The sequence below is a fragment of the Streptomyces sp. NPDC020747 genome (assembly GCF_044334695.1).
In the GTDB taxonomy this organism is placed as follows: Bacteria; Actinomycetota; Actinomycetes; order Streptomycetales; family Streptomycetaceae; genus Streptomyces.
Genome location: NZ_JBIRTJ010000015.1, coordinates 218,400 through 239,946, shown reverse-complemented (window position 1 = coordinate 239,946; position 21,547 = coordinate 218,400). Strand labels below are relative to the sequence as shown.

The 21,547-nt window shown below is 71.6% G+C and carries 18 protein-coding genes; 5 read left to right on the top strand and 13 right to left on the bottom strand.

The window, feature by feature from the left end; genetic code table 11:
• Positions 1 to 68: 68 nt before the first annotated feature.
• A complete protein-coding gene (locus ACH4YP_RS34880) occupies positions 69 to 515 on the bottom strand; it encodes a hypothetical protein (RefSeq protein WP_361056442.1) in 447 nt (148 codons plus the stop codon).
• A gap of 222 nt (positions 516 to 737) precedes the next feature.
• Between ACH4YP_RS34880 and ACH4YP_RS34875 the strand changes: the two genes are divergently transcribed.
• From ACH4YP_RS34875 to ACH4YP_RS34865, 3 genes are all read left to right on the top strand, one after another.
• Positions 738 to 1,787, top strand: a complete 1,050-nt coding sequence (locus tag ACH4YP_RS34875; protein WP_361056439.1) for a helix-turn-helix transcriptional regulator — start codon at positions 738 to 740, stop codon at positions 1,785 to 1,787.
• Positions 1,788 to 2,041: 254 nt separating this feature from the next.
• Positions 2,042 to 3,034: a LysR family transcriptional regulator gene (locus ACH4YP_RS34870; RefSeq protein WP_398494853.1), complete on the top strand. Its 993-nt coding sequence runs from the start codon at positions 2,042 to 2,044 to the stop codon at positions 3,032 to 3,034.
• A 53-nt stretch (positions 3,035 to 3,087) separates the two neighbouring features.
• On the top strand, positions 3,088 to 3,864 hold the full coding sequence (locus tag ACH4YP_RS34865) for an SDR family oxidoreductase (RefSeq protein ID WP_361056433.1): 777 nt from the start codon (positions 3,088 to 3,090) through the stop codon (positions 3,862 to 3,864).
• Between the two features lie 46 nt (positions 3,865 to 3,910).
• Here the strand turns inward: ACH4YP_RS34865 and ACH4YP_RS34860 are convergent, their stop codons facing one another.
• From ACH4YP_RS34860 to ACH4YP_RS34840, 5 genes are all read right to left on the bottom strand, one after another.
• Positions 3,911 to 4,654: a nuclear transport factor 2 family protein gene (locus ACH4YP_RS34860; protein ID WP_398494852.1), complete on the bottom strand. Its 744-nt coding sequence runs from the start codon at positions 4,652 to 4,654 to the stop codon at positions 3,911 to 3,913.
• Positions 4,655 to 4,830: 176 nt separating this feature from the next.
• Entirely contained in the window at positions 4,831 to 6,372 is a 1,542-nt protein-coding gene (locus tag ACH4YP_RS34855) for an MFS transporter (protein ID WP_398494850.1), read from the bottom strand.
• A 14-nt stretch (positions 6,373 to 6,386) separates the two neighbouring features.
• On the bottom strand, positions 6,387 to 6,845 hold the full coding sequence (locus ACH4YP_RS34850; RefSeq protein WP_361056424.1) for a VOC family protein: 459 nt from the start codon (positions 6,843 to 6,845) through the stop codon (positions 6,387 to 6,389).
• 6 nt (positions 6,846 to 6,851) lie between these two features.
• The gene (locus ACH4YP_RS34845; RefSeq protein ID WP_361056422.1) at positions 6,852 to 7,631 is read right to left on the bottom strand and encodes an SDR family oxidoreductase; all 780 of its coding nucleotides are present in this window, start codon (positions 7,629 to 7,631) and stop codon (positions 6,852 to 6,854) included.
• A 194-nt stretch (positions 7,632 to 7,825) separates the two neighbouring features.
• The gene (locus tag ACH4YP_RS34840; protein WP_398494917.1) at positions 7,826 to 8,302 is read right to left on the bottom strand and encodes a DUF5990 family protein; all 477 of its coding nucleotides are present in this window, start codon (positions 8,300 to 8,302) and stop codon (positions 7,826 to 7,828) included.
• Positions 8,303 to 8,395: 93 nt separating this feature from the next.
• On the opposite strand from ACH4YP_RS34840, the gene ACH4YP_RS34835 reads away from it, so the two are divergent.
• Positions 8,396 to 8,836 (top strand): hypothetical protein, encoded by a 441-nt coding sequence (locus ACH4YP_RS34835; protein WP_398494848.1) that lies wholly within the window; start codon positions 8,396 to 8,398, stop codon positions 8,834 to 8,836.
• 151 nt (positions 8,837 to 8,987) lie between these two features.
• On the opposite strand, the gene ACH4YP_RS34830 is transcribed toward ACH4YP_RS34835, so the two are convergent.
• From ACH4YP_RS34830 to ACH4YP_RS34820, 3 genes are all read right to left on the bottom strand, one after another.
• Complete coding sequence (locus tag ACH4YP_RS34830) at positions 8,988 to 10,430, bottom strand: NAD-dependent succinate-semialdehyde dehydrogenase (RefSeq protein ID WP_361056562.1); 1,443 nt, start codon at positions 10,428 to 10,430, stop codon at positions 8,988 to 8,990.
• Between the two features lie 5 nt (positions 10,431 to 10,435).
• Positions 10,436 to 13,294: an FAD-binding and (Fe-S)-binding domain-containing protein gene (locus ACH4YP_RS34825; protein ID WP_398494915.1), complete on the bottom strand. Its 2,859-nt coding sequence runs from the start codon at positions 13,292 to 13,294 to the stop codon at positions 10,436 to 10,438.
• 122 nt (positions 13,295 to 13,416) lie between these two features.
• The gene (locus tag ACH4YP_RS34820) at positions 13,417 to 14,676 is read right to left on the bottom strand and encodes an aminotransferase class III-fold pyridoxal phosphate-dependent enzyme (protein ID WP_361056416.1); all 1,260 of its coding nucleotides are present in this window, start codon (positions 14,674 to 14,676) and stop codon (positions 13,417 to 13,419) included.
• A 266-nt stretch (positions 14,677 to 14,942) separates the two neighbouring features.
• On the opposite strand from ACH4YP_RS34820, the gene ACH4YP_RS34815 reads away from it, so the two are divergent.
• A complete protein-coding gene (locus ACH4YP_RS34815) occupies positions 14,943 to 16,586 on the top strand; it encodes a PucR family transcriptional regulator (protein ID WP_398494846.1) in 1,644 nt (547 codons plus the stop codon).
• A 7-nt stretch (positions 16,587 to 16,593) separates the two neighbouring features.
• Here ACH4YP_RS34815 and ACH4YP_RS34810 read toward each other — a convergent pair whose 3' ends face one another.
• The 4 genes from ACH4YP_RS34810 to ACH4YP_RS34795 are packed head-to-tail and all read right to left on the bottom strand — an operon-like array spanning position 16,594 to position 21,500.
• Positions 16,594 to 17,790 carry an XdhC family protein gene (locus ACH4YP_RS34810; RefSeq protein ID WP_398494844.1) on the bottom strand — a complete coding sequence of 399 codons (1,197 nt, stop codon included), beginning with the start codon at positions 17,788 to 17,790 and terminating at the stop codon, positions 16,594 to 16,596.
• Complete coding sequence (locus ACH4YP_RS34805; RefSeq protein ID WP_398494842.1) at positions 17,783 to 19,912, bottom strand: xanthine dehydrogenase family protein molybdopterin-binding subunit; 2,130 nt, start codon at positions 19,910 to 19,912, stop codon at positions 17,783 to 17,785. Before ACH4YP_RS34805 ends, ACH4YP_RS34810 begins: the two co-directional genes overlap by 8 nt.
• Complete coding sequence (locus tag ACH4YP_RS34800) at positions 19,909 to 20,901, bottom strand: FAD binding domain-containing protein (protein WP_398494840.1); 993 nt, start codon at positions 20,899 to 20,901, stop codon at positions 19,909 to 19,911. Before ACH4YP_RS34800 ends, ACH4YP_RS34805 begins: the two co-directional genes overlap by 4 nt.
• Entirely contained in the window at positions 20,898 to 21,500 is a 603-nt protein-coding gene (locus ACH4YP_RS34795; protein ID WP_361056401.1) for a 2Fe-2S iron-sulfur cluster-binding protein, read from the bottom strand. The genes ACH4YP_RS34800 and ACH4YP_RS34795 overlap by 4 nt, the downstream gene beginning before the upstream one ends.
• Between the last annotated feature and the right edge of the window lie 47 nt (positions 21,501 to 21,547).

Genomic DNA, 21,547 nt, shown 5'->3' with positions numbered 1-21,547 from the left:
TACGGTACGAAGGGCCCTTCGTACGAGAGAGGCGCGTCCGAAGTCCTCGGACGGGCCCGAGCCCGATGTCAGCCGACGTACCACCAGCTCATCGAGGCGTTGTTGTTCTGTACACCGCTGTTGAGCGCCCGGGCGTTGCCAGGGTAGAAGTCGTCGTACGGTGCGTTGCCGCTCGCGTTCTGGTTCTCGTTGTAGTAGATCCGCGCGGCGTGGGTCGCGTCGTTGTTCCAGGCGCGGTTCACGTTGTTCTTGACGAGCCGGCCACTGCCCTCACCGCCCGCGGCGAAGGTGTGCCCGGCGAAGTCGTCGACCCAGCCGTAGTACTTGCTCCAGGAGCTGTTGCTGGACGCGCTGTAGTAGAGGTAGATGTTGCCGTCCCAGTCGGCGCGCTGTGTCTGGGCGGGCGCGGACGCGTCGGCCTGGGCGGACGCCGGGGCGGTGGCCAGGACGGTGGTCCCGGCGACGAGAGCTGCCGCGACCGCGAGGGAACCGACCATTCGACGTGCAGTTGTCACGAAGTCCTCCGTTTGCCTACGGGCGGCGACGAAAACCGTCGGCGGTCTCCGTCGCCGTTCCCCCGTGGTGACTGGCCCCGAAACTAGGCGCGTTCAGGGAACGCACAGGAACAGTTTCGGCCGTCGCCGAAAGACCAGGGCTGGCGAAATCGGAGCTATCGCGTCCTGCGTTCATCGGCAAGAGTGGGGCGCCTGGGGTAGCAGCCTTTCGGGGGGAAGCTGATGCTGCGTATCCATTTCAGTGCGGAGGACCTCGGCCGGATTCGCCTGGCGACCGGACCGGATCCTGCTTGGGAAGCCCTGCTGAGCCTTCATGTGCTCGGCGGTCCCGACATCGATGTCGAGTTGCGGCGATGGCGCACGCACGTCCGGACGTCGATGGACACGGCCGCACGGCCGCTGTTCCATCTCGTTCCGCCGCGCGGGTACTCGCCCGACTTCCTGACACCGGCCGAGGGGACCACCGACCCCGCGGAAGCGGTCGACACGATCCTGTCCACTTCGTCCACTCGCCTGCGGGCGGATGTGGCGACCCTCGGTCAGCAGCGCAGACTGCCCTCGTGGGCGACCGCGCTCGCCTCGGGACTGCCGGCGGCCAGACGGGGTCTGGGCACGGCCCTGCGTCGGTATCACCGGCAGGCGCTGCACCCGTACTGGACACAGATCAGCGCCTCGGTGGACGCCGAACGGGCCCAGCGCGCCAAGGCGTTCCTGGCCGGCGGGACCGACCGGCTGCTGAGCGGACTGCACCCCACGGTGCAGTGGCGTGCGCCGGTCCTGCAGATGTCCTATCCGGAGGACCGGGACGTGCACCTCCAGGGTCGGGGGCTGCGGCTCGTGCCGTCGTACTTCTGCCGGGGCAGGCCCATCGCGCTGCGCGACAGCTCCCTTTCGCAGGTGCTGGTGTATCCGGTGAACTGCGGCTTCGACTCCCTGCGGCCCGGCGGTCCCGTGGGCAGAGCGAGCGCACTCGACCGGCTCCTCGGCCGCACCCGGGCGGCGACCCTCGCCACGATCGCGGAGGCGGAGAACGCGACCGGCAACGAGATCGCCCGCCGGCTGGCCATCTCGCCCGCGTCGGTCAGCGAACACGCGACCGTGCTGCGTGACGCGGGCCTGATCCACAGCCTGCGCGTGCGCAACACCATGCGGCACACCCTCACGCCGCTGGGCACGGAACTCCTGGACGGCCGGGCGGCACGGCCGCACGATCCGGCGGACCAGGGCGACGCGGACGGCGCCGCGGGAGCGCTCGCCCCGTCGACCCGGTGAGTCTCCCGCCCTTCAGGAGCGGCCCTTCAGGAGCGGCGTCAGCGATCCTTCAGGAGCGGCGTCGGACGCGGGCGCCGGAGTGCGCCTCGTGGAACGGGGCGGGACAGGCCCTCCGGCGTGCCCGTATTCGCTGGTCCGATGGCTGGCATCGCAACTTGCTGAGAGTTCCCCTGCGGGGCTTCCTCCCCGGGTGGCACGTCGTTACGCTCCCGTCTCACCGATGCTTCAGTGACGCGGCCGGAGAGGAGACACCCGTGGGTCTCGGAGCGATCGACCTCAATCTTCTGGTGGCGCTCGAAGCACTCCTGGAGGCGAAGAACGTCACGCACGCCGGCGTCCGGCTCTCCACCAGCCAGTCCGCGATGAGCGGCTCCCTCGCCCGGCTGCGGCGGCACTTCAACGACGAGCTGCTGGTGCGCGTGGGCCGCGAGTACGAACTCACCCCGCTCGCGGAGCGCCTGCTGCCGGTCGTCCAGGCCTCCCTCCACAAGGCGGAGGAGGCGATGTCCCTGACCCGGAGTTTCGATCCGGAGCGCAGCCGGCAGCGCTTCTCGGTCGTGATGTCGGACTACGTGATGACGGTGTTCGTGGAGCCGCTGCTGCGGGCCATCGCACGGGAGGCGCCCGGTGTCCGCATCGACTTCCATCCCCTGGTGCACGGGCAGCCCGAGAGCGAGACGCATCTGCGCTGCCACGACCTGATGGTGGTGCCGCTCGGCTACCAGCTGCCGGGGATCAGCGAGGCCGTGATGCACGACCGGTTCGTGTGCATCGTCGACCCGGACAACCCGCGTCTGGTCGACGGCCGGCTCACGCTGCGCGACCTGGCCGAACTCCCGCACGCCGCCTCCGCCTTCGGCAAGAGCCTCACGCCCGCCGACCGCCAGCTGGAGACCCTCGGTATCACCCCGAGGGTCCAGGTGAGCGCGCCCGGCTTCAGCGTGCTGCCGTTCCTGGTGGCCGGCACCGAGCTGGTGGCGATGGTGCCCGAACGTCTGGCGAGGCGCTACGAGGGCTTCGCCCGCTGTGTGACCGTACCGGCGCCGTTCCCCGACGTACCGCTCGTGGAGGCCATGTACTGGCACCACAACCGGCATGCGGACCCGGCGCACCGATGGCTGCGCGAGACGCTGCGGAAGGTGGGTGTCCGCCTCGACGCCCCCGCCCGGCCGCAGTCCACCGAGATCACCGTCACGGATGCCAGCCATGAGGAACGCGCGTTTCCGGAGCCGGCCCCGGCTCCCTAGCGTGGAGCGGGAGCGGACGTTTCCCGTCCGTGCCCCGTCACCTGGAGGAAGCCGTGAGCAGGAAGCGTCTGGCCGGCCGCACCGTTGTCGTCACCGGGGCCTCGCAGGGCCAGGGCGCCGCCGAGGTCACGGCCGCGGTCCGTGAGGGCGCCTCGGTCGTCGCGACCGACATCCTCGACGAGCCGGGCCGGAAGCTGGCCGCCTCCCTGCGCGCCGACGGCTTCGACGTGCGCTACCACCACCTGGACGTGTCGTCGCCCGACGACTGGGCGGCGCTGGCCGCGTCCCTCCGCGACGCACCCCTGCACGGTCTCGTCAACAACGCGGGCATCCCGATGCGCGGACGCCTGGGTTCGGTCGAACTCGCCGACTGGAACCGGGCGTTCGCCGTGAACACCACCGGGCCCCTGCTCGGCATCCAGGCCCTCGCCCCGCTCATGGGCCCGGGTGCCTCCATCGTCAACGTCGGCTCGGTCGCCGGTCTCACCGCCCACCACGCGGTCGCGTACACGGCGAGCAAGTGGGCGCTGCGCGGCCTGTCGAAGGTCGCCGCGCTGGAACTGGCACCGCGCGGCATCCGTACGAACGTGATCCATCCCGGTTACATCGAGACCTCGATGACGGCGAGCGCCGACCCCGTATTCGTCGAGGCGCACCTCGCCATGACGCCGCAGGGCCGCCCGGGCACCTGCGACGAGGTGGCGCCGCTGGTCGTCTGTCTCCTCTCCGACGAGTCGTCGTACGTGAACGGCGCCGAGATCACCGTGGACGGCGGCTACTCGGCGCACGGCGGGGTGCAGGCGATCACGAACGCGCTCGACGCCCGGTGACGGGTGCGGAGCCGCGGCGGCCCGCCCAGTGCCTCGCACCGCGTCCTCATCCGGTGGCGGAGGCTCCGGGGATGCCCACGTCGAAGGGAACGGACGTGTGCTGGTGGACGATCTGCCAGCGGTCCCCCGCCGCACGGTAGCCGGTGGTCACCCGCGCCGTGGTGTCCAGCGAGTCACCGCCGACCGTCGAGGCGCGCATCCGCACGAGCGCGTGGCTGAACGCGATGCTCTCGTCGACCCGTACGCGGAAGTCGAGCACCTCGCGCTCCACGGGCCCGGCCAGCGTCGAGAACCACATCTCCTCCGCCTTGCGCAGGGCCTCGATCCCGCGCTGCTCCAGACCGCTCACGGGGTGGAACACCTCGACGTCCGGTGCGTAGCAGGCCATCGCCCGGTCGAAGTCCCGCTCACGGCCGGCCGCCGTCAGCTCCGCGTCCAAGCGTCGGATCTCCTTCTCGGCGTCCCCGTCCTCCCAGAACGCGCGCACCTCCATGGCCCCGACGGTCGCCACTGGATGCTTGGCGGCAGCCTCGACGGCCTCCTCCAGGCTGTCGCACTCAAGGATGTCGAACCCGGCGACGTACTCCTTCGTCTCCGCGAACGGCCCGTCGCTGCGCAGCACTTCGCCGTCGCGCACCCGTACGGTGACCGCATCGGTGGGCGGCCGAAGACGGTGCCCGTGCAGCCGTACGCCGCGGCGCACGCCCAGTTCCTCGACCCAGGGTTCGACGGGTGCCATGCCGGAGGCGTCGGCGGTGTCGTCACCACAGACCAGCAGCATGTACTTCATGTTTCCTCCCGGTGTTCATGAGACCCCTGTGGGCTCTCTGTACCCCACCGACGAACGGCGCGGGGCCGAATCGACGCCTCTTCGGCATCTCTTGTGTGCGGCCGGGCATGCGAGGGAGCCCGGGCACGGGCCCGGGCTCCTTCGTGGGACGTGTTCGGTCCAGAGTTTGGTGTGCCCTAGACGGCCGCCGCCTCCGCCGGCTCGCCGGTGGCATCGGCCGTCGAGCGGGCCGTGTTCCTGCACACCAGCAGCAGGGTGACCAGTACACCGAGCAGGGACGCGCAGCCGCAGACCACCACGCCGAGGGCCATGCCGTGGCCGAGCGCGTCCTGGGCCGCGGCCCTGGCGCTGTCGCTGCCCGCGTTCACGACGGCGAGCGGACCGGCCGCCGCTTCCATACCCGCGTCGGCCCCGCTGAGTTTGCCCACCAGAGCCGAGGACGCGGCGCTCATCGCGATGGTGCTGATCACCGCCGGGCCCAGTCCCTGACCGAACTCGCGTACGAGGCTGGTGGCGCCGCTGGCCATGCCGGTCATGTGGATAGGCACGGCGTTCACGGCCGCCGAGGTCAGCGAGGAGACGACACAGATGAAGCCGATGCCGAGCAGCAGCACCGGGCCGATGAAGGCGGCCAGGGAGGTGGTGGTGATGGGGATCGCCGCGATCCAGAACTGCCCCGCGGCCATCGGCAGCAGACCGCCCATCAGAAGCCAGCGGGCGTCGACGCGGGTGAGCATCCTGCTCAGCACCGGTGCCAGCATGAGCGGGATCAACTGCAGGATCACGAAGGGCATGCTGGCTCGCAGCGCGCTCAGGTGCATCACCGCGCCGAGCCGGATCGAGACGCAGTACGCCGTGCCGATGAAGCCGAACATGCCGGCCAGCGCGACGACGGCCGCCGCCGCGAACGAGGGGATCCGCAGCAGGTCCAGGTTGAACATGGGCGACGCGGCACGCTTCTCGGCGACGACGAATCCGACGAGGGCCACGGCCGCCAGGGACAGCGAACCCACGATCGCCGCGCTGCTCCAGCCGCGTTCGCCGCCCTCGATGATGCCCCAGAGCAGGGCGGTGAGGCCGACGGCGATGGTGATCTGCCCGGGCCAGTCCAGGGTGCGGCCCTGGGGAGCCTTGGAGTCGGTGACCAGCTTCCAGCTCACGGCCGCGACCGCCAGGCCGAGGAAGACCGGGGGCACGAACGCCCAGCGGAAGTCGGCGACGGTGGCGAGGACCCCGGAGGACAGCGGCCCCACGGCGGAGGCGATGGAGATGCTGAGCGCCCACGTGGAGACCGCTTTCGCGCGGTCCTTCCCGTCCGGGGTGGCGGCCGCGATGACCGCGAGGGAGCTCGGGAAGAGCGCGGCGGCACCTATGCCCGCCAGAGCCTGACCGGTCCACATCATGGTGATGTTCTGCGAGGTGGCGTTGAGGAGTTCACCGAGCGCCAGGACCAGTCCACCGATCACCAGCAGACGTTTACGGCCGAAAAGGTCTCCCACCACACCGAAATTCAACTCAAGAATCGCTGTGGGAAGAATGAACGCGGAGGTCACCCAGGCCACCTGGGAGCCCGACGCACCGAATGCGGCCTGGATCTCGCCATTGATGGGCGAGGGAACGGTAATGCACAACTGCGCGGCGGCCACCGCGAGACAGCAGGCTATGAGTGTTCCGCGGTCCAGTTTCTTCAAGGGGTTCAAGGAGATCGAATCCGTCATCACGCCTGCCCTCGTTACGCGTTCCTATGGGGGTGCTGCTCGACGTTCTTCTCGACGTTGTTCTCGACGTTCTTCTCGATGAGTTCGATGAGGTTTCCCTCGGGGTCGGTGACCCAGGCCATGCGGACACCGGGCTCGGGGGACGGCCCCGGCTTCATGGCCTCGCCCGCTCCGTGGGCCACCAGGGCCGTGTAGAGGGGGTCGAGTTCGGGGGTGGTGACCGCGAAGTGCCCGTATCCCTCGGTGAGGGCGGCTGTCAGCGGGTCGGGGGCCCGCAGCCCGGGCGTGGAGCCGTCTCTGGCCAGGAGTTCGATGCGCCAGCCGTGCGGATGCTCCAGGACGACGGCGCTCAGTCCGGGCCCTTCGAGGGTGAAGGCGAAGACCGTCCTCAGACCGAAGGCGTCCTGGTACCAGGTGGTGAGGGCGGGCAGATCACGTACGTTGACGCCCACGTGGTCGAGTCGTGTGGTCACGGGCGCTCAGCCCGCCATCGCGCTGTCGCCGCCGTCGACCATGAGGTTCGCGCCGTTGACGAACGCCGCCTCGTCGGAGCAGAGGAAGGCGGCGGCCCGCGCGATGTCCTCGGGCTCGCCCACCCGTCCCACCGGGATCCGCGCCTCCAGCTGTGCCCTCGGCCCGTCGGGGTCGTCGAGGAAGGGGGCGGTCGCCGAGGTGCGGGTCATGCCCGGCGAGATCGTGTTGACGCGGACGCGGTGCGGGGCGCCGGCCGCGCACAGATGCCTGCTCATCGCGAGCACCCCGCCCTTGGCGGCGCCGTGCGGAACCATCGGCATGAAGGGCGCGCCCCGCACCGCGGCCACCGAGGCGACGTTGAGGACGGCTCCTGAGCCCCGCGCGATCAGGTGCGGCCAGGCCGCCCGCGTACAGAAGTACGGGATGTCGAGCTCGTTCCTGATGGTGAAGTACCAGTCCTCGGCCGGCATGGTCTCGAACGGCCCGTTGCGCAGCGCCGAGGCGTTGTTGTAGAGGATGTCGATCCCACCGAAGGCCGCGATCCCCGCGTCGATCCACTCCCCGGCACCGCCTTCGGTGGAAAGGTCCACGGGGGCCAGGGACCGCATGACTCCACCGGCCTTCTCGACGAGTTCCACCGTTTCCCCAGCGGCGTCGAAATCGATGTCGCAGCCGAATACCGTGGCGCCTTCCGCGGCGAACACCTGAGCCGCGGCCCGCCCTATTCCAGCCCCTGTTCCGCTGATGAAAGCGATTTTCCCGGCCAGTCGACCCATGAGTTCCATGTCCCTTGTCCAGTGCCGCCGGTGTGCGGTTCTGGAAGCGTAGGGACGGCCTTTGACCAGAACAAGAAAAGGTTCGCCTCAGGGCCATCGCGGCTTCGTATGGCTGGTATGTACCGGATCAGCCCCTGAGGCACGCTGGGCGGTGGATGGCGGCGGTTCGGTCACGTCCGCCTCGCCGTGGAGGTCGTGGCCGTCTAAGCGGGTTCGGCGGTCCAGGTGATGTGCGGGGGTTCGACCCGGGCGCACAGGGGGCCGCCCTGTTCGTCGGTCAGGCCGAGGCGGGCCACCAGCAGGCCGTCACGGGCAGCGGCGGCGAGTACCTCTTCGGGAACGACGTCGAGCATCAGCTTGGCCCGGCGGAACATGCTGAAGACGCCGGACTCGTCGACCGTGCACCAGGAGAGGTAGATGAACCGGCGCCCCAACCGGTCCTGCACATAGGGGCCTTTGACGTCGGTGCCGGTCGGTGAGGTGACCGCGGTGCACTCCAGGGTCCAGGTCGCGGACTTGGCGTCGCCCGGGTGCGGTTCGAGGAGTTCGGCCGGACGGTCACGGCGTTGGACGGCGACATGGATGTTGTCGTACGCCGCGACCTTGCCGTCGGCGGGGGCGGGGCTGGTACGGCCGGGCAGGTCCACGGCGTCGATTCGGATGCGCATACCTGCCATCATCGCGTTGCCGTCCAGGGCCCGGTGCATGGAAAACCCCTGACGGGTGGCGCACTCTCGGGCAAAATGCCTCGACTGGGCAGGTACAGAAGCTGGGTGGGCACGGAAGTGGGAGGCGGCATGCAGCAGCCGGAGGACAGGCTCCTGGCGGAGGCTCTCGGCAGCATCAATCCCGGTGGGAAGTTCGCCTCCCGTTTCATGAGGAACGACGTCGGCGAGTTCGACCGTGAGCTGCCGCTGGATTTCGACACCGCCGTCGAACGCGTCCGTGCGCAGCTCTTCGGCGTGGCCCACGGTGCGCATCCGGTGGTCCTGGAAGCGACGACGGACCGGGTGACCCTGCGGGTACTCACCGGCGGCGGGGCCCTCGCCATGAACCCGGTGGTGATCACCGTGGACGTGACTCGTGGGAGCGGGTGGGCCACCCTGATCCATGTGCGGGCCGTCGCGAAGGAGGGCCTGATCAAGCAGCGGGCCGGCCACAAGACGGCAGAGCGCGTCGCCGCGCTGCTGGACGGAACCGACCCGGGCCCCTGAGCCGTACGCACCGGCGCGCGCCCGGACCGCGGCGGCGGTCCGGGCGCGTGGCAGGCCGGAACCTAGGTGAGCCAGGCGCGTGGCAGGCCGGGACCGAAGTGAGCCGGGCGCGCGCCGGGTCGAGACCGAAGTGGGTCGGGACCCGGCCCGGTCACTTCACCGGCATCGCCAGGTACTGGTACTCCAGGAACTCGTCGATCCCGACCCGGCCGCCCTCCCGGCCCAGCCCCGACTGCTTGATGCCTCCGAAGGGCGCGGCCGGGTTGGACACGAGCCCCGTGTTGAGGCCGACCATGCCGACCTCCAAGCGTTCGCTGACCCGCAGCGACCGGTCCAGGCCCGCGGTGAAGACGTAACCGACGAGCCCCCACGGGGTGTCGTTCGCCGCGCGGATCACCTCGTCCTCGTCGTCGAAGGTGAGGATCGCCGCGACCGGGCCGAAGATCTCCGTGTCCATCAGCCGGCTGCCCGGGTCCACGCCGGCCAGCACGGTCGGCGGATAGAAGCGGCCGGGCCCGTCCGGAGTGGCGCCGCCGACCAGCACCCGGGCGCCTCGGCCGACGGCGTCGGCGACCAGTTCCTCGACCTTGGCGCGGCCCGCGTCGTCGATCAACGGGCCCACATCCACGCCTTCCTGGGTGCCGGGGCCCACGACGAGCGCCCCCATCCGTTCGGCGAGCCGCACCGCGAAGTCGTCCGCCACGGAGCTGTGCACGAAGAACCGGTTGGCGGCCGTGCACGCCTCGCCCATGTTGCGCATCTTGGCGATCATCGCGCCGTCCACGGCGACGTCGAGGTCGGCGTCGTCGAAGACGATGAACGGCGCGTTGCCGCCCAGCTCCATCGAGGCGCGTACGACAGTGTCCGCGCACTGGGCGAGCAGGATCCGGCCGACCTGCGTGGAGCCGGTGAAGGACAGCTTGCGGATGCGACCGCCCCTCAGGAGCGGCTCGACGACCTTGTCGGCGCGTGAGGTGGTGACGACGTTCAGCACGCCGTCCGGCAGCCCCGCCTCCCGGAGGATCCCGGCCAGCGCGAGGCTGGTCAGCGGGGTCTGCGGGGCGGGCTTGAACACCATCGTGCAGCCCGCCGCGATCGCGGGCCCGATCTTGCGGGTGCCCATGGCCAGCGGGAAGTTCCATGGCGTGATCAGCAGACAGGGGCCGACGGGGCGGCGCGTCAGCAGCATCCGGTTGCGGCCGTCGGGCAGCACGCCGTAGCCGCCGCCGTCGATGCGGACCGCCTCCTCGGAGAACCAGCGGAAGAACTCGGCCGCGTACGCCACTTCGCCCCGGGCCTCGGCCAGCGGCTTGCCCATCTCGGAGGTCATGAGCAGGGCGAGCTCGTCGGTGCGGGACAGGATGATCTCGTAGGCGCGGCGCAGGATCTCGCTGCGTGCGCGGGGCGCCGTACGGGCCCAGTCCTCCTGTGCCGCGACGGCTGCTTCCTCGGCGAGCCGGGCGTCCTCGGGTCCGGCGTCGGCGACCTGGCAGAGGATCTCGCCGGTCGCCGGGTCGTCCACGGGCATCGTGGCGCCGGCTTCGGCGTCCAGCCACTTGCCGCCGATGAACAGTTGCTTGGGTACGTCGTTCAGGATGCTCACGGTGTGTCTCCAGGCTGGTCGGCACGGGCGGGGGCGGCGGGGTCGAGCAGTTCCGCGAGATGTACGGCAACGGTTCCCCGGCCGCCCGCGAGCCGGCCGAGGTGGTCGATCTGGGTGGCGCAGCTGAAGCCGTCGGCCACCACGGTCGGTGGGTCGTCGGCCGCTGCCGCGTCTAGGTGCGGTCGGAGCGACAGGTCGGCGACGGCCATCGAGGTGTCGTAGTGCTGCTCCTCGAAGCCGAAGTTCCCGGCGAGGCCGCAGCAGCCCTCCGCCTCGGTCACCTCACGTGTCCCGAGGCGGGTCAGCAGATCGCGGGGGCGACGGCTGCCGAAGGTCGCGTACTCGTGGCAGTGGGTCTGCAGCAGCACCGACTCCGGCAGCGGGGGCGGGCTCCAGTCTGGTGCGGCGAGGTCGTTCAAGGCGCCGGTCAGGGTGTGGACCCGGGCCGCGACCCGCCGGGCGGCCTCGGTGCCGAGCAGTTCGGGCACGTCGCGTTTGAGCGCGGCGGCGCAGCTGGGCTCGGCCACGACGATCGGCAGCCCGCTGTCGGGCCCGCCGTCGAGCCGGGCCACGGTACGGGCCATGACCCGCCGCGCCACGGACAGTTGGCCGGTGCTGACCCAGGTCAACCCGCAGCACAGGCCGTCCCTCGCCGCGCTTGGTATCCCGGCGTCGGCGAGCACGCGTGCCGTGGCTCCTGCCACTTGGGGACGGAAGGCGCGCGTGAAGCTGTCGACGAAGAGCAGCGCGCTCGGCTTGTCGGTGACGGCCGTGCGCAGGGCGGACCGCAGCGCGCGCCGGGAGGCGAAGGCGGGGATCGTACGTTTCCTGGTGACGCCGCCCACGCGTGCCAGCAGCCTGCCGACCGGACCGCGGAGCAGCGCGTTCAGCGGCCTCGCGATCCGGCCGGCCAGGGCCGCGGTGAGCGGCAGCCACCCCAGTGAGTAGTGGGAGCGGGGTCGGATCCTTCCCCGGTAGTGCTGGTGCAGGAACTCCGCCTTGTACGTGGCCATGTCGACGCCCACCGGGCAGTCGGTGGAGCACGCCTTGCAGGACAGACACAGGTCGAGGGCGTCACGGACGTCCGTCGACCGCCAGCCGTCGTGGACGGTCTCGCCGCGCAGCATCTCCTGGAGGGCCCGTGCCCGGCCGCGAGTGGAGTCGTTCTCGTCGCCGGTGGCGCGGTAGCTGGGGCACATGACACCGCCCGCCGACGCGTCGGAGCGGCAGCGGCCGATGCCGACACAGCGGCGGGCGGCTCCCGCGAAGCCGTCGTCGTCGTGCGGGAAGGTGAAGAGCGTCGGGCGGCCGTCGGGTGCCGGCGGGCCGTGCAGGGCCAGGTCGGCGTCGAGCGCGGCCGGTGTCACGATGACGCCCGGGTTCAGCAGGCCGTCCGGGTCGAAGGCACGCTTGAACGCGGCGAACGCCCGGATCATCCGGTCGCTGTACATGACCTCCAGCAGCTCACCGCGTGCCCGGCCGTCGCCGTGTTCTCCCGAGAGAGTGCCGCCGTGCCGGACCACCAGGGCGGCCGCCTCCTGGAGGAAGCGGCGGGCGGCGGCCCGGCCGGTGTCCGTCGCGAAGTCGAAGTCGACGCGGACATGGACGCAGCCCGCGCCGAAGTGCCCGTACAGCACGCCGGTCAGTCCGTGTGCGGCCAGCAGTGCGCGGAAGTCACGCAGGTAGTCGGCCAGGTCCTCCGGGGCGACGGCCGCGTCCTCCCAGCCGGGCCAGGACTCCCCGCCGTCCAGCAGGCGGGCGGCCAGACCGGCGCCGTCCTCGCGGACCCGCCACAGGGACCGCCGCTCCCCCGGGCTGGTGACCAGGCGACCGTCGACCATCCGTCCGCGTGCCTTGAGGGTGTCCAGGAGTTCGGCCGCTCGGGCGGTGACCAACTCCTCCTCGTCGCCGTCGAGTTCGACGTACAGCCAGGCCCGTCCGCCGGGCAGTCCGGTGACAGAGTCCGTTCCCCGGCGGGCGCGCATGGTCGCGACTATGGCCTCGTCCATGCCCTCCACGGCGGTGGGCGACCAGCGCAGGATCTCCGGTACGTCCTCGGCGGCGTCCACGACGTCGTCGTAGCCGAGGGCCAGCAGGGCCGAGGCCGGAGCCGTCGCCACCAGGCGGACGGTCGCTGCGACGACGACCGCGCAGGTGCCCTCGGTACCGACCAGCGCGCGGGCCATGTCGAAGCCGTGCTCGGGCAGCAGGTGCTGGAGCTGGTAGCCGGAGACCTGGCGCGGGATCCGGCCGAGTTCGGTGCGGATGAGCGCGAGCTGGTCCGCGACCAACTGCCGTATGTCGTCCGCGAGTTCGGCGACGCGTTCGACGGACGCGGTGTCCGCGGGATCGGCCGCGCGCAGCCCGCCGTGGTCGGCGATCGCGTGGACGCCGTCGGCGGTGACGATCTCCAGCGACTCGATGTGGCGGCCGGTCCGCCCGTGGCGCACGGACCGGTTGCCGCACGCGTCGTTGCCGATCATGCCGCCGAGCGTGCACCGGCTGTGCGAGGACGGGTCGGGGCCGAAGGTGAGCCCGTGCTTCCCTGCGGCGGTCCGCAGGTCGTCGAGCACGACTCCGGCCTCGACCTTGGCCATACCGGCCGCGGGATCGATGTCGAGCACGCGGTTCATGTGGCGGGAGAAGTCCAGGACGACACCCGGGCCGATCGCGTTGCCCGCCATGCTGGTGCCGCCACCGCGTGCCGTGACGGGGATGTTCAGCTCCCGGCAGGCGTTCAGTACGGCCGCGACGTCGTCGGCCGAGCGCGGAAAGACCACCGCCCGTGGCGGCACCCGGTAGTTGGAGGCGTCGTACGCGTAGGCGGCGGTCCGGCCGCCGGTGTCGACCCGCATCCCGGGGGCGGTCCCGGCGAGCAGCCGCGACAGCGCCTCGGCGCCGTCGTCCGCCGACACGCCGGGCCCACGAGGCGGCAGCGGCGCCGCCTCGTGGCCCGTAAGAGGGTCCGAACCAGCGGTCACGGCGCCGAGGTTCCGGTTTCCACGGCGGCGGACCAGGCCCGCAGTCCCTCGTCGATCGCCGTGTCGTCGACGACGAGCGCCGGGATCATCCGTACGACCTGGTTCCAGGCCCCGCACAGCAGCAGGAGCAACCCCTCGTCCACCGCGGCCCGTTGCACCCGCGCGGCCGTCGCGGGGTCCGGCTGCCCGTCCTCGGTCACGAACTCGGTCCCGAGCATCAGGCCGAGCCCTCGTACGTCCCCGATGCCGGGGGTGTCCGCGGCGACCGTCTCAAGACCGGCCCGCAGCCGGGCACCCATCGCCTCGGCGTTCTCGACGAGCTTCTCGTCGCGTACGACGTCGAGGGTGGCGCAGGCCGCGGCGCAGGCGACGGCGTTGGCGCCGTAGGTGCCGCCCTGCGAGCCCGGCCAGGCCTTCCGCATCAGTTCCTCGGAGGCGGCGATGCCCGACAGGGGGAAGCCGCTGGCCAGTCCCTTGGCGGTGACCAGGATGTCCGGGGTGACGCCGAAGTGGTCGTGACCCCAGAAGCGGCCGGTGCGGCCCACGCCCGTCTGCACCTCGTCCAGGATCAGCAGGAAGCCGTGGCGGTCCGCCCGCTCGCGCAGCCCTTCGAGGAAGGCCTGGTTCGCGGGCACGTATCCGCCCTCGCCGAGGACCGGCTCGACAATGATGGCGGCCGTGTCGTCGGGCGAGGAGATCGTCTGGAGCGTGTAGTCGAGTTCCTGGAGGGCGAAGCGGGTGGCGGTCTCCTCGTCCCAGCCGTACCGGAAGGCCGACGGGAAGGGGGTCACGACCACCCCGCTCATCAGCGGCGAGAAGCCGGAGCGGAAGCGGGTGCCGGAGGTGGTCATGGAGGCGGCGGCCACGGTCCGGCCGTGGAAGCCTCCGTGGCAGACCAGGACGTTCGGCCGGCCGGTGGCCTGGCGGGCCAGACGCAGCGCGGCCTCCACCGCCTCACTGCCGGAGTTCATGAAGAACAGACTGTCCAGCCCCGCCGGCAGCACCTCGCCGAGCCTGTCGACCAGCTGCCGCAGCGGCTGGTGCATGACCGTCGTGTACTGGCCGTGGATGAGCGTGCCGACCTGCTCCTGGGCGGCTGCGACGACCCTGGGGTGACAGTGGCCGGTGCTGGTGACCCCGATGCCGGCGGTGAAGTCGAGATAGCGGCGGCCGTCCTCCCCGTACAGGTGGACGCCCTCGCCCCGGACCGCCACCACGGGCGTGGCCTGGCGAAGGTGCGGCGACAGTGTGGTCATGTTCGTCTCCCGGCGCTGTGTCGGATGTCGCTCGGTCGTTTCTCGCGTTTCTCGCGTTTCTCGCGTTCTACGCTCGGCGTCTTCAGCATTTCCAGGGATCCGGACCATCACAACGTCTGATCTGTCCGCTCCGGGCACGGCATTTGGACGTTGTGTCAACCTCCCGGGGCGAGGACCGTCGTCAACGACCTGGTCGACGTGCCTCGGGCCGACCTTGCGCAGGTGGCGGGTGCTTGTCAGAGTGGCCGGGCACGTATGGAGGCACCGTGAGCGAGGAACACCGGACGGCCGGGCCGCCGCACGGGAACGAAACGGAGGCCGTGACGGGCCGCCCCCTCACCGTGGGCGACGTGCTGGGGCTTCCGGTGCTGGCCGCGGGGCAGCCCCGGGTGGTCACCGGCGAGGCCGGTCTCGACCGGCCGGTCCAGTGGGTGCACATCACCGAACTCACGGATCCCGCTTCGTTCCTCAAGGGCGGGGAGCTCGTCCTCACCACCGGCATGCCGCTGCCGGAGCAGCCCGCCCAGGTGCGGCGGTACGTGGACGAGCTCGCCGACATCGGTGCGGCGGCGCTCGTGATCGAACTGGTCCGCCGGTACCACCGCCCGCCCGAGGCGCTGGTGCAGGCCTGCCGGAGCCGCGGTCTGCCGCTCGTCACCCTGTCCAAGGACGTCAACTTCCTTGAGGTCACCCAGGTCGTCCACGCGCTCATCGTCGGCAACCAGATGCACGCGATGCGCAGGACCCAGCAGATCCACGAGGCGTTCACCGCGCTGACGCTGCGCGGCGCCGCCCCGGACGAGGTGGTCCGGGCGGCGGCGGAGACGAGCGGCCACACCGTCGTGCTGGAGAACCTGGTCCACCACGCGGTGATCTGCGAACCCTCGGGGCGGACCGTGGAGGAGGCGCTCACCGGATGGGAGCGGCGCTCCCGGGCGACGCCTCCCTGCGACCACACGGAGGTGCTCGGTCCCGAACACTGGCTCGTGGCACCGGTGGAGTACCGGGGCGAGCCGTGGGGCCGCGTCATCATGCTCCCCGCCCCGGCCCGTACCCCGTCGTTCGGGCCCGAGGACGTGGCCGTGCTGGAACGGACGGCGATGACGCTGACCATCGCCCGCCTCATCCACGCCACGACCTGGGAGCGGAGCGCGCACCGCAGCGCCCTTCGCGACATCGCCGAGCAGCGCCACCGCTCCCCCGACGAGGCCCGGGCCCGCGCCGCCGCGCTGGGCCTGCCCACCGAGGAGTGCCGCTTCCTCGCCGTCCTGATCGACACCCGCACACACCCGGGCGGCGAGGAGCTGGAAACCCGGCTGACCGAGGATCTGCGGACGGTGACCGTGCCCGCCCTCGTGGGCGAACTGGCCCCCGGCCGCGTGGGCGTACTGCTGTCCCTGCGCCCCTCGGGGTCCTGGCGGCCCACCGTCGAACAGCTCGGCCGCACCGCGCTGGGTCTGGACCCGGGTGCCGTCGTGAGCGTCGGCTCCGAGGTCACCGACCTCTCCCGGGCGGCGCGTTCGTTCCGCGAGGCGACGCGTGTCGCGGAGGCGGCCCTGCCGCATTCCTCGGACAAGCCCTTCCACGAGCTGTCCGACATCGGTCTGCGGCACCTCCTGTACGCGCTGCGCCAGGACCCACGCGTCCAGGGCTTCGCCGAGCGGCAGCTCGCCCAGCTCATCGACCACGACAGCCGGCACGGCACCAGCCTGCTGACGACGCTGCGCCACTACCTGGACGCCGCCGGCAACAAGACCACCGCCGCACGCCGGGGCGAGCTGTCCCGGCAGACGCTCTACCAACGGCTGCACACCATCGAGCGGTTGCTCGACCTCGACCTCGAATCCGGCGAGCGCCGGACCGAACTGCATGTGGCCCTCATCGCGCTCGACGTGTCCCGGCTCGGCTGACGCCCCTTCAGGCGGCCACAGCGGCGCCCCGCTCTCCTCTGTCTCTGCTCTCTCCGTTCTTCCCGTTCTTCCCGTTCTTCCCGTTCTCTCTGTTCTCTCTGTGGATCGGTGCGTCCGAGCCGGTCAGCGGGACGCCCGTGCCGCCCCGCCGGGCCGCGACGATCTCCGCCGCGATGGACAGGGCCGTCTCCTCGGGCGTACGGGCGCCGAGGTCGAGCCCGATCGGCGAGCTGAGCCGTGCCAACTCCCCTTCCGTCAAGCCCACTTCGCGCAGTCGGCGTTCACGGTCGTTGTGCGTGCGGCGTGAGCCCATCGCGCCGACGAACGCGACCGGCAACCGCAGGGCCTCCGTCAGCAGGGGCACGTCGAACTTGGCGTCGTGGGTGAGTACGCACAGGACCGTGCGGGAGTCGGTCGTGGTGCCTCGCAGGTAGCGGTGCGGCCAGTCGACGACGATGTCGTCGGCTTCGGGGAAGCGGGCCCGGGTGGCGAAGACGGGCCGTGCGTCGCAGACGGTCACGTGGTAGCCGAGGAACTTGCCGACCCGGACCAGCGCGGACGCGAAGTCGATCGCGCCGAAGACGATCATGCGGGGCGGCGGGACGTTCGACTCGACGAGCAGTGTGACGCCGCCCGGGCAGTGCGAGCCGTCCGCTGAAAACTCGATCGTTCCGGTGCTGCCGCTCTCCAGCATGGCGCGGGCCTGCGCCGCCGCCGTCCGGTCCAGCTCGGGGTGGCCGCCGAGCCCGCCCTCGTACGACCCGTCGGGCCGTACGAGCAGGGCCTGGCCGAGGAGTTCGGCCGGGCCCCGGACGACCCGTGCGAAAGCCGTCGGCTCGCCCCCGGCGGCGGCCGACAGCGCCGACCGGAACACCGTCCGGGCGGGTGCTGTCGCGCGCACCGGTGTGACCAGGATGTCGATGACCCCGCCGCAGGTCAGGCCGACCGCGAAGGCGTCCTCGTCGCTGTAGCCGAACCGCTCCAGGACGGTCCCACCGTCTGCCAACGCCTGTTGGCACAGGTCGTACACCGCGCCTTCCACACAGCCGCCCGACACCGAACCGATGACCGTGCCCTCGCTGTCGACGGCGAGGGCGGCGCCGGGGCCGCGCGGCGCGCTGCCACCGACGGCCACCACGGTGGCGACGGCGAAGTCCCGGCCCTCCTCCGCCCAGCCGTGCAACTCCTCGCTGATGTCAAGCACGCTCGCCTGCCATGAGGACGCGGTCGGGCCGGATGGGCAGGCTCCGGTGGCGTACGCCGGTCGCGTGCCAGACCGCGTTGGCTATCGCCGCGGCCGCGCCCACGATGCCGACCTCGCCGATGCCCTTGATCCCGACGGGGTCGTCCGGGTCGGGGTCGTCCACCCAGTCCGCCTCGATGTGCGGTACGTCGGCGTGCGCGGAGACGTGGTAGCCGGCGAGGTCGGCGGCGTAGTGGCCGCCGGTGGCCCGGTCCCGGACCGCTTCCTCGTGCAGGGCCATGGAGATGCCCCAGGTCATGCCGCCGACGAACTGGTTGCGGGCGGTGAGGGGGTTGACGATCCGGCCCGCCGCGAAGATGCCGAGCATGCGGCGCACCCGGACCTCGCCGGTGGTGACGTCCACGGCCACCTCGGCGAACTGGGCGCCGAAGGAGTGGCGTTCCTTCGGAGCAAGGGCGCCGATGGCCTCGGTCGTGTTCGACCGCGCCGTGATCCCTTCCGGTGGAATGCCGTCGCTCAGGGCGAGTTGCTCCCGCAGGTCGCCGGCCGCGGCGGTGATCGCCCAGGCCCAGGAACGGGTGCCCGCCGAGCCGCCCGCGATCATCGCCGGTCCGAGGTCGCTGTCGCCGAGGCGCACGTGGACGCGGTCCGGTGCCACCTCCAACGCGTCGGCCGCGATCAGGGTGAGCGCGGTCCGGGCTCCGGTGCCGATGTCCGCCGCGTTGATCCCCACGGTGAACGTTCCGTCCGCCTCCGCCGTGATCGCCCCCGTGGACGGCATGGCCATCGCGCCGAAGGAGGCGGCCGCCGTGCCGGTGCCGAGCAGCCAGCGCCCGTCGCGGCGCAGTCCGGGACGCGGATCGCGGTCCGCCCAGCCGAACCTGCCCGCGCCTGTCCGGAAGCAGGCGAGGAGGTTGCGGCTGCTGAACGGCAGTCCGGACACCGGGCCCAGCTCGGGTTCGTTGCGTGCGCGCAGTTCGATCGGGTCGAGGCCGCACTTCTCGGCGAGTTCGTCGAGCGCCGACTCGATCGCGAACGACCCCGGCGCCTCGCCCGGCGCGCGCATCCAGGTCGGGGTCGGCACGTCGAGCCGTACGACCCGGTTGGCCGTGTGGTGGGCGTCGGCGTCGTACATCACGCGTGCCACGCCGGCGCTGGGCTCGACGAACTCGTGCACGGTCGAGGTGAGGCTCAGCGAGCTGTGGTCCAGCGCGCGCAGCCGCCCGTCGGCGTCGGCCCCGAGCCTGACCTGCTGCGTGGTGGGGCTGCGGTAGCCGGCCAGCGAGAACATCTGACGGCGGGTCATGACGACCCGGACCGGGCGCTGCAGTTCGGTCGCGGCCATCACCGCGGCCACCTGGTGCGCGCGGACGCCCTTGCTGCCGAAGCCACCGCCGACGTGTTCGGACCGCACCCTCACCGAGGCCGGGTCGAGCGAGAACAGGTTCGCCAGTTCGCCCGCGACCCAGGTCGTGCCCTGGTTGGAGTCGACGACTTCGAGCCGGCCGCCGTCCCAGCGGGCCGTCGCCGCGTGGGGTTCCATCGGGTTGTGGTGTTCCTCCGGAGTGGTGTACTCCTCGTCCACCACGACGGCGGACGTGGCGAGTTCGGCCTCCAGGTCGCCCTTCGCCGTCACGCCCGGCATATGGCCCTCCGCCGCGTACGCGTCCGGGTGCCCGGCGAAGAAGTCGACGTCGTGCGGCTCCTCCTCGTAGTGCACCACGAGTGCTTCGGCGGCCTCCCGGGCCTGTTCGGAGGTGTCGGCGACGACCAGGGCGACCGGCCAGCCCATGTGCGGCACCCGGTCGTGCTGGAACACGGCCGCGGTCGGATCCGGCGCGGACCCGAGCAGCCCCGGGTAGTCGGTCTCGACCCGTGGGGCGTTCTCGTGGTGCAGGACGGCGAGGACGCCCGGCATGCCGAGTACGGGTGCGGTGTCCACCGAGAGGACGCGGCCCCGGGCGACGGTCGACAACACCAGCCAGCCGTGGGCGAGTTCGGCGAAGGGGATCTCTCCGGCGTAGCGAGCCGCTCCGGTGACCTTGTCGCGTCCCTCCACGCGGGTGTGCGCGGTGCCGACGGCTCCCTTCACCGCCCTGGTGCCGGTCGTGACGGTGGTCATCGGGTGGCCTCCTCGGTGAGTCGGGTCAGCTCGGCCACCACGAGGTTGCGCATCAGGGTCACCTTGTATCCGTTGTGCGGCAGCGGCCGGGCGGCCTCGAGTTCGGCGTCCGCGGCGGCGGCGAACGTCTCGGCGTCGGCCGGTGCCCCGGCCAGCACCCGTTCGGCCGCGCGGGCCCGCCACGGCCGGGACGCGACCGCCCCGAAAGCAAGGCGCACATCGCGTACGACGCCGTCCTGGACGTCGAGCGCGGCGGCGATCGAGCCGATCGCGAAGGCGTACGAGGCCCGCTCACGCACCTTGCGGTAGCGGGAGTTGGCGGCGACCGGGGCGGGCGGCAGCGTGACATGGGTGATCAGTGCGCCCTGCGGCAGATCCGTCTCGCGGTGCGGAGTGTCGCCCACGGGCAGGTAGAGCCAGCTGAGCGGCACTTCGCCCGGTCCGTCGGCCGTTTCGTACGAGACGACGGCGTCGAAGGCGGTCAGCGCCACGCCCATGTCCGAGGGGTGGGTGGCCACGCAGTGGTCGGAGGCGCCCAGGATCGCGTGGTTGTGGTGCTCGCCCTTGATGGCGGGGCAACCGCTGCCCGGGGCGCGCTTGTTGCAGGGCTTGGTCACGTCGGCGAAGTAGCCGCAGCGGGTGCGCTGGAGCAGATTCCCGCCGACGGTGGCCATGTTGCGCAGCTGCCCGGAGGCGCCGGCCAGCACCGCCTGGGTCAACGCCGGGTAGCGGCGCCGGACTTCGGGGTGCGCGGCGAGGTCGCTGTTGGTGACGGTCGCACCGATGCGCAGGCCACCGTCCTCGGTCGACTCGACTGTGTCCAGCGGTAGTTCGCGGACGTCGACAAGCTGGGCGGGCCGCTCGACGCCGGTCTTCATCAGGTCGACGAGATTGGTGCCGCCGCCCAGGAAGCGGGCGTCCGGATCGGCGTCGAGCAGCGCGACCGCGCCGGAGACGTCGAACACCCGCTGGTATCCGAACTCCCTCATGCCGCCGCCTCCTCGGCCCGCGCGAGGTCCGCGGACGTCACGGCCCGCGTCGCGTCCCGCGTGTCGGCATCGGCCGCCCGGGCGACGGCCTCGACGATCGACACGTACGCGCCGCAGCGGCACAGGTTGCCGCTCATCCGCTCGCGTATCTCGTCGGCGCTCAGTGGTGGTGGAACGGCTTCGGGCCGGACGTCGTCGGTGACGGCGCTCGGCCAGCCCGCCGCGTGCTCCTCGATCACCGCGATCGCCGAACAGATCTGGCCGGGCGTGCAGTAGCCGCACTGGTAGCCGTCCAGATCGAGGAACGCCTGCTGCACCGGGTGAAGTTGATCGCCCGCGGCCATGCCTTCGATGGTGGTGATCTCACGCCCTTCCGCCGCCACCGCGAGCTGCAGACAGGACACGGCCCGGCGGCCGTCGAGCAGGACGGTGCAGGCACCGCACTGCCCCTGGTCACAGCCCTTCTTGGTACCGGTCATGTCGAGGCGCTCACGCAGGGCGTCGAGCAGGGTGGTGCGGTGGTCGACGGAGAGCGTGTGTTTCTCGCCGTTGACGTTCAGGCTTATGGCGCTGTACGTCGAGGGGGTGGCTGGGGCCATGATCAGCCTTCTTTCGCGTTTCCGGAGCGCGTCCCAGGGACGGTCCG

Excerpts from the sequence above, each read along its gene's own strand:
- ACH4YP_RS34875 (WP_361056439.1), top strand. The coding sequence starts at position 738 with ATGCTGCGTATCCATTTCAGTGCGGAGGACCTCGGCCGGATTCGCCTG.
- ACH4YP_RS34860 (WP_398494852.1), bottom strand. The coding sequence starts at position 4,654 with ATGAAGTACATGCTGCTGGTCTGTGGTGACGACACCGCCGACGCCTCC.
- ACH4YP_RS34855 (WP_398494850.1), bottom strand. The coding sequence starts at position 6,372 with ATGACGGATTCGATCTCCTTGAACCCCTTGAAGAAACTGGACCGCGGA.
- ACH4YP_RS34845 (WP_361056422.1), bottom strand. The coding sequence starts at position 7,631 with ATGGAACTCATGGGTCGACTGGCCGGGAAAATCGCTTTCATCAGCGGA.
- ACH4YP_RS34840 (WP_398494917.1), bottom strand. The coding sequence starts at position 8,302 with ATGATGGCAGGTATGCGCATCCGAATCGACGCCGTGGACCTGCCCGGC.
- ACH4YP_RS34825 (WP_398494915.1), bottom strand. The coding sequence starts at position 13,294 with ATGCGGGTCGACACCGGCGGCCGGACCGCCGCCTACGCGTACGACGCC.
- ACH4YP_RS34820 (WP_361056416.1), bottom strand. The coding sequence starts at position 14,676 with ATGACCACACTGTCGCCGCACCTTCGCCAGGCCACGCCCGTGGTGGCG.
- ACH4YP_RS34805 (WP_398494842.1), bottom strand. The coding sequence starts at position 19,912 with ATGACCACCGTCACGACCGGCACCAGGGCGGTGAAGGGAGCCGTCGGC.
- ACH4YP_RS34800 (WP_398494840.1), bottom strand. The coding sequence starts at position 20,901 with ATGAGGGAGTTCGGATACCAGCGGGTGTTCGACGTCTCCGGCGCGGTC.
- ACH4YP_RS34795 (WP_361056401.1), bottom strand. The coding sequence starts at position 21,500 with ATGGCCCCAGCCACCCCCTCGACGTACAGCGCCATAAGCCTGAACGTC.